The 14,527-nt window shown below is 66.3% G+C and carries 15 protein-coding genes; 1 reads left to right on the top strand and 14 read right to left on the bottom strand.

Features of this window, described 5'->3' with window-relative positions; translation table 11 throughout:
* Positions 1–140: 140 nt before the first annotated feature.
* Positions 141–1,418 (top strand): PrsW family intramembrane metalloprotease, encoded by a 1,278-nt coding sequence (locus PV768_RS13510; RefSeq protein WP_421093265.1) that lies wholly within the window; start codon positions 141–143, stop codon positions 1,416–1,418.
* A 22-nt stretch (positions 1,419–1,440) separates the two neighbouring features.
* On the opposite strand, the gene PV768_RS13505 is transcribed toward PV768_RS13510, so the two are convergent.
* From PV768_RS13505 to aroC, 14 genes are all read right to left on the bottom strand, one after another.
* The gene (locus PV768_RS13505; RefSeq protein ID WP_421093264.1) at positions 1,441–2,256 is read right to left on the bottom strand and encodes a triose-phosphate isomerase family protein; all 816 of its coding nucleotides are present in this window, start codon (positions 2,254–2,256) and stop codon (positions 1,441–1,443) included.
* Positions 2,257–2,264: 8 nt separating this feature from the next.
* Positions 2,265–3,617, bottom strand: coding sequence for an MFS transporter (locus PV768_RS13500; protein WP_321213619.1), 1,353 nt, complete (start codon positions 3,615–3,617; stop codon positions 2,265–2,267).
* Positions 3,618–3,776: 159 nt separating this feature from the next.
* A complete protein-coding gene (locus tag PV768_RS13495; protein WP_157242076.1) occupies positions 3,777–4,544 on the bottom strand; it encodes an SDR family NAD(P)-dependent oxidoreductase in 768 nt (255 codons plus the stop codon).
* Between the two features lie 28 nt (positions 4,545–4,572).
* The gene (locus PV768_RS13490; protein WP_421093263.1) at positions 4,573–5,565 is read right to left on the bottom strand and encodes a 3-hydroxyacyl-CoA dehydrogenase family protein; all 993 of its coding nucleotides are present in this window, start codon (positions 5,563–5,565) and stop codon (positions 4,573–4,575) included.
* Between the two features lie 2 nt (positions 5,566–5,567).
* Positions 5,568–6,086, bottom strand: coding sequence for a ribose-5-phosphate isomerase (locus tag PV768_RS13485; RefSeq protein ID WP_157242074.1), 519 nt, complete (start codon positions 6,084–6,086; stop codon positions 5,568–5,570).
* Positions 6,083–7,861, bottom strand: coding sequence for a dihydroxyacetone kinase subunit DhaL (gene dhaL, locus PV768_RS13480; RefSeq protein ID WP_421093262.1), 1,779 nt, complete (start codon positions 7,859–7,861; stop codon positions 6,083–6,085). Before dhaL ends, PV768_RS13485 begins: the two co-directional genes overlap by 4 nt.
* A gap of 97 nt (positions 7,862–7,958) precedes the next feature.
* The gene (locus tag PV768_RS13475) at positions 7,959–8,960 is read right to left on the bottom strand and encodes a sugar phosphate isomerase/epimerase family protein (RefSeq protein ID WP_321213623.1); all 1,002 of its coding nucleotides are present in this window, start codon (positions 8,958–8,960) and stop codon (positions 7,959–7,961) included.
* A gap of 163 nt (positions 8,961–9,123) precedes the next feature.
* Positions 9,124–9,810 (bottom strand): GntR family transcriptional regulator, encoded by a 687-nt coding sequence (locus tag PV768_RS13470; RefSeq protein ID WP_157243165.1) that lies wholly within the window; start codon positions 9,808–9,810, stop codon positions 9,124–9,126.
* Positions 9,811–9,970: 160 nt separating this feature from the next.
* Positions 9,971–10,381 carry a transcription antitermination factor NusB gene (gene nusB, locus PV768_RS13465; protein ID WP_311217652.1) on the bottom strand — a complete coding sequence of 137 codons (411 nt, stop codon included), beginning with the start codon at positions 10,379–10,381 and terminating at the stop codon, positions 9,971–9,973.
* Positions 10,381–10,944: an elongation factor P gene (gene efp / locus PV768_RS13460; protein WP_321213624.1), complete on the bottom strand. Its 564-nt coding sequence runs from the start codon at positions 10,942–10,944 to the stop codon at positions 10,381–10,383. The genes nusB and efp overlap by 1 nt, the downstream gene beginning before the upstream one ends.
* A 202-nt stretch (positions 10,945–11,146) precedes the next feature.
* Positions 11,147–11,665 (bottom strand): tetratricopeptide repeat protein, encoded by a 519-nt coding sequence (locus PV768_RS13455; RefSeq protein ID WP_321213625.1) that lies wholly within the window; start codon positions 11,663–11,665, stop codon positions 11,147–11,149.
* Positions 11,665–12,756 (bottom strand): 3-dehydroquinate synthase, encoded by a 1,092-nt coding sequence (gene aroB / locus PV768_RS13450; protein ID WP_370460707.1) that lies wholly within the window; start codon positions 12,754–12,756, stop codon positions 11,665–11,667. The genes PV768_RS13455 and aroB overlap by 1 nt, the downstream gene beginning before the upstream one ends.
* Entirely contained in the window at positions 12,753–13,319 is a 567-nt protein-coding gene (locus PV768_RS13445) for a shikimate kinase (protein WP_321213627.1), read from the bottom strand. The genes aroB and PV768_RS13445 overlap by 4 nt, the downstream gene beginning before the upstream one ends.
* Complete coding sequence (gene aroC / locus PV768_RS13440; protein ID WP_157242070.1) at positions 13,320–14,519, bottom strand: chorismate synthase; 1,200 nt, start codon at positions 14,517–14,519, stop codon at positions 13,320–13,322.
* Positions 14,520–14,527 lie beyond the last annotated feature (8 nt).

Genomic DNA, 14,527 nt, shown 5'->3' with positions numbered 1-14,527 from the left:
ATGTGCGACTCAAAATTACCACAGCGGCCTCCCTGGACATGCGTCGGGAGGACGCGGTGATGGTCACACCCAGGCGGCTTAGTAGAACCGGCAAGGCGTGGTCTTAGGCGTCCGGGCGACTCACACCTAGGCTTTTCGGTATGTCGATGCATCCGAGCAACCCTGCGTCCGGCCGGCCGGAAGACCCCTGGGGGCTGGGAACGGCGCCGCTGCCCGCCCAGGCCAGCCCCAGCTGGATGGGGCACGTGCAGCCCGGGAACTACCGTCCGGCGCCCGGGCATGAGGGGGCACCGGTTGGAACTGTGGTGCCGCCGCAGGACCAGGGAACCATGGTGAAGGCGGCCAGGTCCCGCAGCGGCCTGCTGGGTTTGACCGTCGGCGTCAGTGTCCTGGCCCTCCTGAGCCTTTTCCTGGTGGTGCCGTTCCTGCTGTCCAGCACGGGGGCGGCCGGGTTCGTTGTGGGGTTCCTCGCATCATTGATCCCCCTGTCCGTGGTGCTCCTGGCCGTGCACATCATCGACAAGTGGGAGCCCGAGCCAAAGCGGCTGCTGTACTTCGCCTTCACGTGGGGCGCCGCCGTATCCATTGCGGTGACCCTGCTCATCCAGCCGTTTTTCGTCCTGGCGTTCCAGTTTTCTGACGAGGCGGACCTCCGGACCTACATGGCCACGGTGCAGGCGCCCGTCGTGGAGGAGTTCGCCAAATCCCTGGGGCTGCTGATGCTGCTCCTGCTGGCGAGGAAACACTTTGACGGGCCGGTGGACGGCGTGGTCTTCGCGTTCACCATCGCCGGGGGTTTCGCTTTCACCGAGAACATCCTGTACTTCGGCAGGGCCATCGCGGAGTCGGCAGATCCCGCAGGCGACTTCGCCCAGGTCTTTTTCCTCCGCGGGGTCATGTCGCCCTTTGCGCATGCGATCTTCACGGGCACCACCGGGCTGGTCATGGGGTTCGCCGCCCGGCGCTGGCATACCGGCGCCTCGGTGGCCGCTTTCCTGGTGGGGCTGCTGCCTGCCATGTTCCTGCACAACCGCTGGAACAGCATGGGGCAGGGCTTCCTGGCGGACTACATCCTGGTCCAGGTGCCCATCTTCCTCCTCGCTGTAGGCGGCATCATCCTGCTGCGCGTCGCGGAGAAGAGGCTGACCCGGCAGCGGCTGCTCGAGTACTCGGCGGCAGGCTGGTTCACTCCCGCTGAGGTGGAGCTCCTGGCCACCGTGGGCGGACGGCGGACGGCGTTGAACTGGGCCGGCAGCTATGGCAGGAAAAGGCAGATGAGGGAGTTCCTGAAGGCCGCCACGCATCTGGCGAATACCCGGCAGCGCATCCTGAGCGGCCGCGATGTCCAGCTGCACCAGGCTGAGGAGCGCCAGCAGCTGCAGCGCATCCTGGCCCTGCGGGCCGCCGTCGCCAGCTGATGTCCCGCCTGTCCCGCCGCCCTTACCCGGCAGAGGACGCAGTGGCCTTTGAAGTCAGTGCCAGCGCCTCGTCCAGTACCTTCCCGAAGTTGGCGGGATCGTGGGCAAAGCGGCCCAGGAACAGCCCGGAAACGCCGCTGAGCCTGGGCAGCACGCCGGGCTTGGCTGACCCGCCGTAGATGACCGGGAGCCCCACTAGCCCATGCCCGGCGAGCAGCGCGCGGAGGTGGCTGACGACGTCGGACACGTACCCGGCGTCCGCCGGCTCTGCTGCCCCGATGGCCCAGACAGGTTCGTAGGCCACGATGACCCGGGCGGCCAGCGCCCAGTCGCCGCCAACGGCCGCCCGGATCTGCCTGTACACAACGACGGCGGCGTCACGGGGGGAGCCTTCCCCCAAGGAGTCTTCTCCCACGCAGAGCAGCGGCGTCAGCCCGGCGTCGTCCGCTGCCCGGACCTTGAGCGCCACAATGCCGTCAGTTTCGCCGAAGTGGGCGCGGCGTTCGGCGTGGCCGATCTCCACCAGGAGGACGCCCAGATCAGCCAGCATGGACGGAGCCACTTCCCCCGTCCAGGGCCCGTCCGCCCAGCCGCAGTTCTGCGCGCCGAGGCGGACCGGCGACCCTTCGAGGATCCGGCCGGCGGCCGGCAGCACCGGAAAACTGGGGACGACGAACGGGACCACCCGCCCGGCCGCAAGGGCCGGACGGGTGTCCACTTCGTGCCTGATGCCGGTGAGCCACTCAAGGGAGTCGGCGTAGCCCAGGTACATTTTGGTGCTGACGCCGACGTACACCGTTTCGGTGCCCTGGCGGTCCGTTGTGCTGCAGTCGGGCATGGGTTCGATCACTTGTGGTCGAGCAGGTCGTCCGCCTTGTTGCGGAACCGCTTGGTGGCGTACATCATGATGGCGGCCACGAACGGCAGGACGCCCAGCGCGTAGACCCCCATGGTGCCGGTGTCCGACGCCGTAACCTGGTTGACCGTTGTGCGCAGGATCGGGGCCACGAAGCCGCCCAGGTTGCCCAGCGAGTTGATCAGGCCAATGCCCGCGGCGGCTGCCGTTCCGGTGAGGAAGGCCGTGGGGTAGGACCAGGCGATGGGGCCGATGGACAGGAAGCTGCACACCGCCAGGGTGATGAAGAGGATGCCCAGGGCCGGGATATGGTTTGCTCCCGCCCAGGCAGAGCCGAAGATGCACAGGCCGGTGGAGAGGAACAGGCCGGTGCCCCAGACACGGCGGCGGACTATGGTGTTGGCGGCCCGGCCGATGAAGTAGCAGGCGAAGATGCCAAAGAACCACGGGATCGCTGCCAGCAGGCCCACCATCAGTCCGACCTTTTGGCCGGTCAGCTGGGACACCTGCTGCGGCAGGTAGAACGTCACGCCATACACAGCCACCTGGAGGCAGAAGTAGATGGCCGTGAAGTACCAGACCTTGCGGTTCTTCATGGCGGCAACGACGCCTCGGGGGCCGGTTTCTTCCTTGACGGTGTCCTCCAGCGCCATGACATCCAGCAGGGCCTGTTTTTCCCCGGGGTCCAGGAATTTGGCATCCTGGGGGCTGTTGATCAGGAAGAAGTACGCGGCGATGCCGGCCACAACGGCGAGCATGCCTTCCACGAAGAACATGACCTGCCAGCCGGCCACGCCGGGAACCTGGTCGCCGATGTTTATCAGCCAGCCGGACAGCGGGGCACCCATCATCTGCGAGAACGGCTGCGCGAGGTAGAAGATGGCGAACATTTTCACGCGCACCTTGTTGGGGAACCAGGCAGCGAGGAACATGATGACGCCGGGGAACAGGCCTGCTTCGGTTACACCCAGCAGGAAACGCAGGATGATGAAGGAAGTCTCGCCCTGGACGAAGGCGAAGCAGGCGGACACGATGCCCCAGGTGATGGCGATGCGGGCCAGCCACACCTTTGCGCCGAACTTGGTCAGGAGCAGGTTGCTGGGAATTTCGAACAGTGCGTAGCCGATGAAGAAGATACCGGCGCCAAGGGCGTAGGCCCCCGCGGTGACCCCCCGGTCCACCCCGAGCGCCGCCTCCGCGAAGCCCACGTTGGTACGGTCCAGGAACGCAACGATGTACAGGATGACGAGCATCGGCATGAGCCGGAAGGAGGCCTTGGAGATCGCCGATTTAAGGACCGGCGAGTCCAGGAGCTCCTTGGTGGATGCTGCTGTTAGGGACATCTAAACTCCTCTTTGAGTATGTAAGCGTGGAAATCGGTGCACGTTGATGCCCGGTTACAGCGGGAAGGCGATGAGAACCACGCCCGCCAGGCAGGCGAGCACGCCGATTGCCAGGTAGATCCGTCGTTCCTTGGTCCAGGCGCCCATGGGGGTCCTTTCCTAGTGCATGTAGAGGCCGCCGTCCACATTCAGCGTCTGGCCGGAGATGTAGCCGGCGTCCTCGCTGATGAGGAAGGCGATGGCGGCAGCGATGTCGCGGGGGGATCCCACCCGGTTGACCACCAGGTCCCGGGTGAGTTCTTCCTTGCGTTCCTCGCTGAGGGTGCCGCCCATGATGTCGGTATCGATCGGGCCCGGGGAGATGGCGTTCACGGTGATGTCGTACTCCCCCAGTTCGCGGGCGGTGGAGCGGGTCAGCCCGATCACGCCGGCCTTCGCCACCGAGTAGGGCGTTTTGGAGAACGTTCCGCCGCCCCGCTGGGCGGACACCGAAGAGATATTGACGATCCGCCCGATCCGGTTCTTAACCATTGACTCCGCGACCCGGCGGGTGGCGTAGTGGACGCCGTTCAGGTTGATGTTCAGCACGCGGTCCCACTCGGCCGCGTCAAGGTCCAGGTACGGAACCGGGGAGCTGACGCCGGCAATATTGGCCAGGGCCACCACCTGCGGCAGCTCGGCTTCGATTGAGTCGACCGCGGCGCGGACGGAGCCTTCGTCAGCCACATCGGCACCGGCGCCATGGGCCTGCACGCCATAGCGGGATGCCAGTTCCTTGGCCGTGGCCTTGCACAGTGCGTCGTCGAGGTCGATGATGCCGATGTTCCAGCCCTGGGCCGCAAGGTAGTTGGCGGTGGCCCGGCCGATGCCGCGCTCAGAGACCGCCCCGGTGACGATGGCGGTGCGTCGTGCAGGGAAAACACTCATGGTTGCTCCTGGGAGTAGGAAGGGATGGTCAGCCGATGGGTGCCGGGCCGAGGTCTTCAAGCAGTTTCTGCATGGCCACGTAGGCCTTGTTGCGGTAGGCGATGAGCTCGGGGGTGCGTTCGGCCGGGACATTGAGGAAGCCGGCGCCGGTCTTCGTGCCGAGCTTCCCGGCCTCCACCAGGTCGCTGAGGATCCTGGGCGTGGCAAACCTCTCCGGGAAGTCGGTCTGCAGGGACTTGTAGCAGAAGTTGTAGACATCCAGCCCGGCCATGTCCGCGATGGCGAAGGGCCCAAAGAACGGCAGCCGGAAACCAAAGGTGGTGCGGACCAGTGTGTCGACGTCGTCCGCCGTCGCAATCCCCTGCTCCACCAGCTGGGCAGCTTCGTGGAACAGCGCATACTGCAGGCGGTTGAGCACGAAGCCTGTGACGTCCTTGACCACTGCTGTCTGCTTGCCGGCGGCGTGGACCAGGTCGCGGGCTGTCCCCACTGTTGATGCGGACGTGCCGGCGTGGGGAATGATTTCCACACCGGGGATGAACGGCGACGGGTTGGAGAAGTGGACGCCCAGGAAGCGCTCCGGGTTGATGACCGGCCCGGACAGTTCGGCGATGGAAATGGTGGAGGTGTTGGAGCCGATGATGGCATCCGGCCGCGCCGCTGCGCTGATGCGGGCCAGCGTCTGATGCTTGATGGCGATGACCTCGGGGACGGCTTCTTCGATGAAGTCAGCGTCCGCCACCGCTTCCTCGATGTCCTTGGCGGCCCAGAGGTTCTGCTTCAGGATCTCTGTGGAACCGGCGGGGAAAAGGCCGTCGGCCACGAACTGGTCCGATTCGGCCAGAAGGCGGTCGTAGTTGCCCCGGGCCACCTCGGCGGACACGTCCGCCAGTGCCACGCGCGCTCCGCCGAGCGCCAGGACCTGGGCGATGCCGCCGCCCATGTAGCCGGAGCCGACGACGGCGATCTTCCGCGCGCTGGTGGCCTCCGTTGGAGTCGGGGTGCTTGCTGTTTCGGTCATGGTCAGACTGCCTTCGTGTAGTCGGGCTCATAGGAGCAGATGGCGTCCACCTTGGCGGCGGAGGCTGAAGTCTCATCGAAGCGGTAGTCGAGCCATTCGCCCACCAGCTTCTTGGCCAGTTCGAGGCCGATGACGCGCTGGCCCATGGTGAGGACCTGGGCGTTGTTGCTCAGGACCGAACGTTCCACGGAATAGCCGTCGTGGGCCGTAACCGCACGGACGCCCGGGACCTTGTTGGCCGCGATGGCCACCCCCAGGCCGGTACCGCAGATCAGCAGGGCGCGGTCTGCCTCACCGTCTGCCACCTTGCGGGCGGCGTCCACGGCCACGTGCGGGTACGCGGTCGAGTCGTTCGCCCCTACGCCGATGTCGACGACGGACGCCACGCGGCTGTCTGCCTCGAGCAGCGCCCTCAGGGCATTCTTGTACTCGACCCCGGCTTCATCGTTGCCAATGACGATGCGCCACCCTGCTGCCGCGCCCTGTCCGGGATTCTGTCCTGTGTTCTGTCCTGCGCTCATTCTTGTGCTCCATTTCCGGCCGCGGAAGCGGCCAGCCGGGAATCAGTCAGTGGGTTGTCGGCTGTGCCGGATTCGGCATAGCGTGCTATGCGGGAGGCGATGAGGCCGAAGGATACGGCGCCGGGGTCGGGATGCCCCAGGCTCTTCTCCGCCAGGGGCCGGGCGCGGCCCTTGAGCGGACGGAGGGAAGCCGTGGCCTCGGCCGCCTCCCGGGCAGCAGCGGCCGCCGCCGCCAGTGCCCCCTTGACCTGCGTGCCGCCGTCGAACGCTGCCCGGAAAGCCTCCTGGTAGGGAAGCAGCGCGTCCACCATGGTTTTGTCGCCAGGTTCAGCCCCGCCCAGTCCGGTGATGGCATCCACGAACGCGGTCACGGCAGCGGCCGCGTCGCCGCCGCGGTACGAGTCCTTGTTGCCGAGCGCGAGCCCGGCCGCAATCACGGCTGATCCCCACAACGCACCGGAGGTGCCGCCGGCACGTTCACTCCAGGCCTCCCCGGCCGACGTCAGCACGCGCTCCACGGAAACTCCGGCAGCCGCTGCTTCAGCCGCGGCCGCCGCTGCCGCGTCCACGCCGCGGCGCATGCCGATGCCGTGGTCGCCGTCGCCCGCGATGGCGTCCAGGTTCCCCAGTTCCTCTTCATGCTCGACGACGACGCCCTGCACCTGGGCGAGCACGGCGGCGGCCAGCCGGCCCAGCTCGGCTGCTGCCGCCGTCGTGTTCTCCGCTTCACCGGCCACGGCGTCTTCCGGTCCGGCCAGCTCACGGCGGGCCCGCGGAGCCAGGTTGCCCTTGCGGAAGGCGGGGGTGTCGGCAGGTGCGGCCCAGTACCGCTCCAGCTCGTCGTCCAGCCAGAGCAGGGTGAGGGAGAGTCCGGACATGTCCAGGCTGGTGACCAGCTCGCCGCACTCGGGCTCCACAACGGTGAGGCCGGCGGCGGTGAGGAGCTTTTCGATCTTCCCGAAAAGCAGGAACAGCTCGTCGTACTTGACCGTGCCCAGGCCGTTGACGATGGCCACCACACGGTTCCCGGCGTCGTCGGGCTTGTCCGCCAGGAGCCTGGAGACCAGCAGTTCGGCGAGTTCGGAGGCGGTGGGCATGGGGTGTTCGGAGATGCCCGGCTCGCCGTGGATGCCGAGGCCCAGCGACATCTGCCCGGCGGGCACGTGGAACAGCGGCGCGTCCGCTCCCGGCAGCGTGCAGCCGTCAAAGGCCACGCCCAGGGAACGGGTGCGGTAGTTGGTCCGGATGGCCAGGCGTTCGACGGCGCCGAGGTCCAGTCCTGCTTCGGCCGCGGCGCCGGCAATCTTGAAGACCGTCAGGTCCCCGGCAATGCCGCGGCGCTTCTCGATCTGGTCCAGCGGAGCGCTGGCGATGTCGTCCGTGACCAGGACGGTGCGGGTTTCGATGCCTTCGGCGTTGAGCCGCAGCTGGGCCTGGCCGAAGTGGAGCACGTCGCCGGCGTAGTTGCCGTAACTCAGCAGCACGCCCCCGCCCGCGTTGGCGGCCTTGGCCACCCGGTAGACCTGGCCGGCTGCCGGGGAAGCGAACATGTTGCCGCAGGCGGAGCCCGTGGCGAGGCCCGGTCCCACGAGGCCTGCGAAGGCCGGGTAGTGGCCGGATCCGCCGCCCACCACCAGGGCCACTTGGCCGGCGGGCACCTCGGTGGAGCGGACCACGCCGCCGTCCACCCGGGCGACGTACCCGCGGTTGGCTGCCACAAAGCCGTCCAGTGCCTCATCCGCGAAATCAGCGGGGTTGTCGAAGATCTGGGTCATGGTTTCCTCATTGAATCCGAGTTGGAGAAGTAAAGCCGGGAGTCTGAATTGGTGCGGCCGCCACCGAATGCATGCCGGCCGCACCAGGCGCCATGGATCAGACGCTGCTGAGTTCCGGGGCGGGCAGCTGCCTCCCCTGCGCCACCCGGCTCTGCCCGAGTGCGTAGCCGTCGGTCTTGGGGAGGACGTGGCGGCGGAGGTAGTCCTGGTTGCTGGCGGTGACGCTCAGTCCGTCGCCGCCGTAGTGCTCGGTGCAAAGGATGCCCTGGAAGCCCACGGACAAGGCGACCTTGAAGGCCTCGCGGTAGTTGATGAGGCCGCTCTCCATGGGTGCCGGCATGGCGACATACATGTCGCGGGCCGTGTCCTCGTCCCGGATGTAGTTCTTCATGTGCCAGTAGTTGGAGTACGGCAGGGTCTTGGCCACCATCTCGCGCCAGTCCTCGATGGGCCGGTGCAGCCGGATGAGGTTGCCGAGGTCCGGGTTGAGGCCGACGTTGGCGAGGCCGATGTCCTGGACCATCTTCACGGAGGAGTCGGCGGTGCCCAGGTACGTGTCCTCGTACATTTCCAGGGACAGCAGGACGCCCACCTCGGCCGCGTGCCGGCCCAGTTCACGGAGGCGCGTCACGGCGTTGTTCCACGCTTCCCTGTTGCCTTCGGGGTCCTTGTAGCCTTCCACCGTCCAGAACCACAGCTGCTTCTGCTGCTCCGCCGTGATGGCCTGGTGGAGTCCAAAGGAGACAACCTCGCAGCCCAGCGCTGCTGCGGCGTCAATGGTGCGGTGGCTGTAAGCCAGGTTTTCTTCCCACCTGCCTTCTTCGATGACGCTGCGGCGGATGGCCGAGATGACCGGTACACCGATCCCAACAGCGTCCGCGGCCTCCTTGAACTCGGCCAGGCGCCCCTGGCTCAGATCGCCCGGCCGGACCCAGCTGTCCGTGAGGTCGGCATTGGCGAAGCCGGCCTCCTTCACCTCGGACAGGACACCGGCCCAGACGGAGGCTTCGGCATCGTTCACGTGGACACCCCGGGCGTCTGTTGCCGGAAACTGCAGCAGTGCTGCAGTGATGGGCCAGTTGTCGGCTGTGTACGCCATGGTGTAGCTCCCTTGCTCGATCCTCTTTCCTATAGGATTTATTATTAAAGGGGTGTTGTCAAGGTCACACAGAGGCGGGGGCAACTCAACTAAGTAGCGCCAAGTGTCGTTTTGGGGGTTCAAAACGACACTTGGCGCTACCTAGTTGGGCGGGAGGGCTGGTTCAGCCTGGCGGGGCATCAGCCATGGCACGCGCACGGACCTGCCGGATATGCTCGGCCATCGCGGCCTCCGCCGTGCCGGGGTTGCCCGATGCAAGGGCCTTCAGGACAGCCTGGTGTTCGGCGATTGCACTGTCGGCGTCGGTAATTCCCACTCCCCCGAAGAGCCTGAACCGCTGGATCTGGCCGCCGAGGGACGCATAGGCGGCTTCCATGAACTGGTTGCCGGTGTGCCGGGCGATGAGCTGGTGAAAACGCTCGTCCGCTTCCAGGTAGTCCTTGAACTCGGCGAAGGACGGGCCCCGTGGAGCGGCCTTCAGGTCCTCCACCGCCGTTTCCAGTTCGGCCAGGCCCTTCTGGCCGATCCGTTCACAGGCCAGCTTGGCGTTCACGGGTTCGATAGCCAGCCGCGCCTCCATGAGCTCGGCGAAGTCCTCCCTTGTGAAGACCGGAGCCACCCGGTACCCCTTGAGGGCCACCCTCCGGACCATGCCCGTGTGCTCCAGCCTCGCCAGCGCCTCGCGGACAGGCGTGGGCGAAACGTCGAGGTCCCGGGCGGTGCCGTCAATGCTGACCACGGCTCCCGGCGCCAGGCGGCCGTCCATAAGGGACGCCAGGAGTTCCGCGTAGACGTGGTCGGCGAGCACCTGGCGGTTGACAGCGCGGCCGGGCCGGCGGGCCGTCGCCATGTCCTCCGGCCGGGGCCCGTTGTCCTGGGGGGCTTTCTGCATGTTCAGATCCTATAGGGTTCCAACGATCCGGGACCTGCCACCCGGCCGCGGCCCCGCGGGCAGGCTAGGCACCGAAAAGCCCCGTCCAGGCTTGCCGGGACGGGGCTTGTCAGTTTGGCTATGCGAGCAGGGAAGGCTTCAGCTGCTGAAGCCGGCCCAGGAGGCCGTTGATGAATTGGGGCGACTCGTCAGTGGAAAGCGTCTTGGCCAACGCCACCGCTTCGCTCACCGCCACGCCGTCCGGAATATCGTCGTTGTACAGGAGTTCCCAAGTGCCGATGCGCAAAATGATGCGGTCCACCGACGGCATCCGCTCAAGGCTCCAGCCCTGGGAGTACGTCTCCAGGAACTCGTCGATGGCGGTTTGCTGGGACAGCACGCCCTCAACGATTTCGATGGTGTACGGGTTGATTACCTGGTCGGTCTTTTCCCGCCGGGAGCGGATCACGTCAAAGGCCGAAACCGAGCGCTGCTCAGCTTCGAAAAGAACGTCCAGTGCCCTGTTACGGGCTTTACCGCGTGCGCTCACTACTCAGTGACCCGGCCCAGGTAGCTGCCGTCGCGGGTGTCTACCTTGACCTTGGTGTTGTTTTCAATGAACAGCGGAACCTGGATCTCGTACCCGGTTTCCAGGGTTGCGGGCTTGGTGCCTGCGGAGGAGCGGTCGCCCTGCAGGCCCGGCTCGGTGTAGGTGATTTCCAGCACGACGCTGGGCGGGAGTTCGATGTACAGCGGGGTGCCCTCGTGAATGGCGATGTTGACCATCTGGTTCTCGAGCATGAAGTTGGTGGCATCGCCTACCGTTGCGCCGGAGACAGTGATCTGGTCGAAGTCCGAGGTGTCCATGAACACGAAGTCGGCGCCGTCCTGGTACAGGTACTGGTAGTCACGGCGGTCAACCGTTGCGGTCTCGATCTTGAGCCCGGCGTTGAACGTCTTGTCCACGACCTTGCCGGACATCACGTTGCGCATCTTGGTGCGCACGAACGCACCGCCCTTGCCTGGCTTGACGTGCTGGAATTCGATGATGTTCCAGAGCTGGCCCTCGAGCTTCAGGACCGTTCCGTTCTTGATGTCGTTAGTGGTTGCCACTGTTTCCTCTGGTTTCTCTGTCTGGTCGCGTTGTCAGACGTTGTATGCCGGGCAGGCAACCCAAACGGACTGCCGGCGCGTGTTTGTCAAAAATCGGGTGGTTAAAAATTCAAGAACCATTCTACCGGGTTAATCCGGTGCGCTTCCCGGCTGCGGCTTCAGGCGGCTGCCGGAGGGCAGCTGCACCGATCCGCTGCCGGTATCAGCAGGCCAGGTCCAGGACATCCCGGGCACGCTGCAACGCCACGGTGGACGAGTAGATCTGGGCCGCATCGGCGGACTGCGCCACGCGCAGGTCGAGTGCGCGCGCGAACGATTCAACAGCTGCTGACATCTGGCCGGCACTGTACTGGGTCTTTCCCAGGAACTGCCACACGAGGGCCTCCCGCGGCGTCCCCTGCACTTCGGCCAGGAGCTGGCGGAACAGCTCCACGGCACGGTCAAGGCGGTTTGAAACCCGCAGCACCTCAGCCTCGAAGGTCCGCAGCCGGAAGGATTCGGGGTCCTTGAACCGGGCTTCGGCCAGCAGTTCGGCGGCTTCGGAGGCGTGCCCCTCCACCAGGAGAACGAAAATATGGTCTGCCGGATCGCTGGATACCGCCAGCGCCTCCCGGCAGGCGTCCTCGTTCACAATCTCCGGCAGCAGCGATTCCGGGTTGATCCGGATACCCGGAAAACCGGCCTCGGGCCAGTCTGCTGTTCCTTGCATGTCCCCCTGCATCAGGAAGCAATTTCCTGATATGCGGCGAACAGCAGGGAGGTGTCCGGGACGTCAAGGATTCCGGGCTTTGCCACGCCGTCCAAAACAACAAAGCGCAGCAGGTCACCGCGTGACTTCTTGTCGCGCCGCATTCCGTCAAGGAGGGCTTGCCAACGGTCCCGCCGGTAAGTAACCGGGAGGCCGAGGCTCTCAAGGACGGTCCGGTGCCGGTCGGCGTCGGCATCGCTGAGGCGGCCCACGCTGCGGGCAAGCTCGGCAGCGAACATCATGCCAACCGAGACAGCGGCGCCGTGACGCCACGAGTAGCGTTCGACGAGTTCGATGGCATGCCCGAGGGTGTGCCCGTAGTTCAGGATTTCCCGCAAACCGGATTCCTTGAGGTCCTCGGAAACCACCTTGGCCTTAACGGCGATGGCCCGCTCGATCAACTCCCGGAGGACGTCAGACTGCGGATCCACCACAGCGGCCGGGTCCTTTTCCACGAGGTCGAGGATGGCGGGATCGGCGATGAAACCGCACTTGATGACCTCCGCCATGCCGGAAACCATCTCGTTGCGGGGCAGCGTGTTGAGGGTGTCCAGATCGGCCAGCACGCCCGCGGGAGGATGGAATGCGCCCACCAGGTTCTTGCCTTCGGCGGTGTTGATCCCCGTCTTCCCGCCCACGGAGGCGTCCACCATGGCGAGCAGGCTGGTGGGCATGTGGATGACCTTGACGCCGCGCAGCCAGGTGGCTGCAACGAAGCCGGCGACATCCGTGACCGCGCCTCCGCCGACGGCAACGATGGCGTCGGACCGGGTGAAGTCGTTCTGCCCCAGGACCTGCCAGCAGAAGGCGGCCACCTGGATGTGCTTGCCTTCTTCGGCGTCCGGGATTTCCGCGGTCAGGGAGGTGAAACCGGCGGCGGCCAGCTCGTCGCGGACGGTGTCGCCGGTAAGCCGCAAGGCGCGCGGATGGATGACCAGCACGCGCCGTACCCGCTCCCCCAGCAGCCCCGGAAGGTCACCCAGCAGCCCCCGCCCCACGACGACGTCGTAATTCTCAGCGGCGGAACTGCCTGTGACACTGATGACTGTTGATTCGGTGGTCACTTTTCAACTTCCTGTTTGGCAGCTGCGTAGTCCCGCAGTGCTGCTTCGAGCCGCGCGCCCAGCTCGGAAACCGAGCCGTGGCGCACGTCCAGGGTGAGGTCAGCCAGCCGCTCATAGACTGGCTTGCGGGTGGCGAACATTGCGGTCCAGCGGCCCATCGCGTCCCCGGCCAGCAGCGGGCGCCCGGAGTTCCGGGCGATGCGGCCGGCCACTGTTTGCGCGTCGCATTCGAGGTACACCACGGTACAGCGGCTGATCAGCTGCTGAGTGCCGGAGTCCAGTACCGCGCCGCCGCCGAGGGAGATCACCGCGACGGTCTGGTCCGCCGCTTCGACGACGTCGGCTACCGTCCGTGCTTCGATCTCACGGAACGCATGTTCACCGCGCCCGGCAAATATATCCGAAATCGATCCATGGCCGGCCACGATCACGGCGTCGGTGTCCACGAACGGGACGCCGAGCTGATGGGCAAGCTGCTGCCCGATGGCCGACTTGCCCACCGCCATGGGCCCGATCAGGACAATGGGCCGGCCTGAGGGTCCGGTTTTGCTGCGGTGGGGCACTTACTGGCCGATCGAGTCCAGGGACGCCGGAATGTTGTCCAGGTAACCCTTGATGTTGCGTGCGGTCTCCGCGACGGAGTCGCCGCCGAACTTTTCGGTGACGGCCTCGGCGAGGACCAGCGCCACCATTGCCTCTGCCACCACACCGGCGGCCGGAACCGCACAGACGTCCGAACGCTGGTGGTGCGCCTTTGCAGGCTCCCCGGTGCTGACGTCGATGGTCTTGAGGGCGCGCGGCACCGTGGCGATGGGCTTCATGGCGGCCCGGACGCGCAGGACGTCTCCGATGCTCATGCCGCCCTCGATGCCGCCGGCACGGTTGCTGGTGCGGACAATGCGGCCGTCAGCATCCCGGACGATTTCGTCATGGGCGGCGGAGCCGCGGCGCGCGGCCGTCAGGAAGCCGTCGCCGACCTCCACGCCCTTGATGGCCTGGATGCCCATCAGTGCGGCGGCAAGGCGGGAATCCAGGCGCCGGTCCCAGTGCACGTAGCTGCCCAGTCCTGGCGGGAGTCCGTAGGCGAGGACTTCCACCACGCCGCCCAGGGTTTCGCCTTCCTTGTGGGCGGCGTCCACCTCGGCGACCATCGCATCGGAGGTTTCGCGGTCGAAGCAGCGGAGCGGGTCGGCGTCCAGCGCAATGACATCCGCGGGCACCGGAAGAGGACGTCCTTCCGGGACTGCGACAGTGGCAATGCTGACTGTGTGGCTGACCAGCTCGATGCCGAGGTGCTTGAGGAATTGTGCCGCAACGGTGCCCATGGCAACGCGGGTGGCGGTCTCGCGCGCGCTTGCCCGCTCCAGGACAGGACGTGCCTCAGCGAAGCCGTACTTCTGCATCCCGGTGAAATCGGCGTGGCCGGGCCGGGGGCGGGTCAGCGGCGCGTTGCGTGCCTGGTCCGCGAGCAGGTCCGGATCCACAGGATCCGCCGACATGATCTGTTCCCACTTGGGCCACTCTGTATTGCCCACCTGGATGGCCACCGGGCCGCCCTGGGTGAGGCCGTGGCGGACGCCGCCGAGGATGGTGACAACGTCCTGCTCGAACTTCATGCGCGCGCCACGGCCATAGCCCAGCCGGCGGCGTGCCAAGGAGTCTGCGATGTGCCCGCTGGTGATTTCCACACCGGCGGGGACGCCTTCAATAATTCCCATCAGAGCCGGACCATGGGATTCACCGGCAGTCAACCAACGCAACATATCTTCCA

Source organism: Pseudarthrobacter sp. CC4, assembly GCF_048957775.1.
GTDB lineage: Bacteria > Actinomycetota > Actinomycetes > Actinomycetales > Micrococcaceae > Arthrobacter.
Note: the sequence above shows the minus strand (reverse complement) of the source record. Positions and strands in the feature narration are given on the sequence as shown.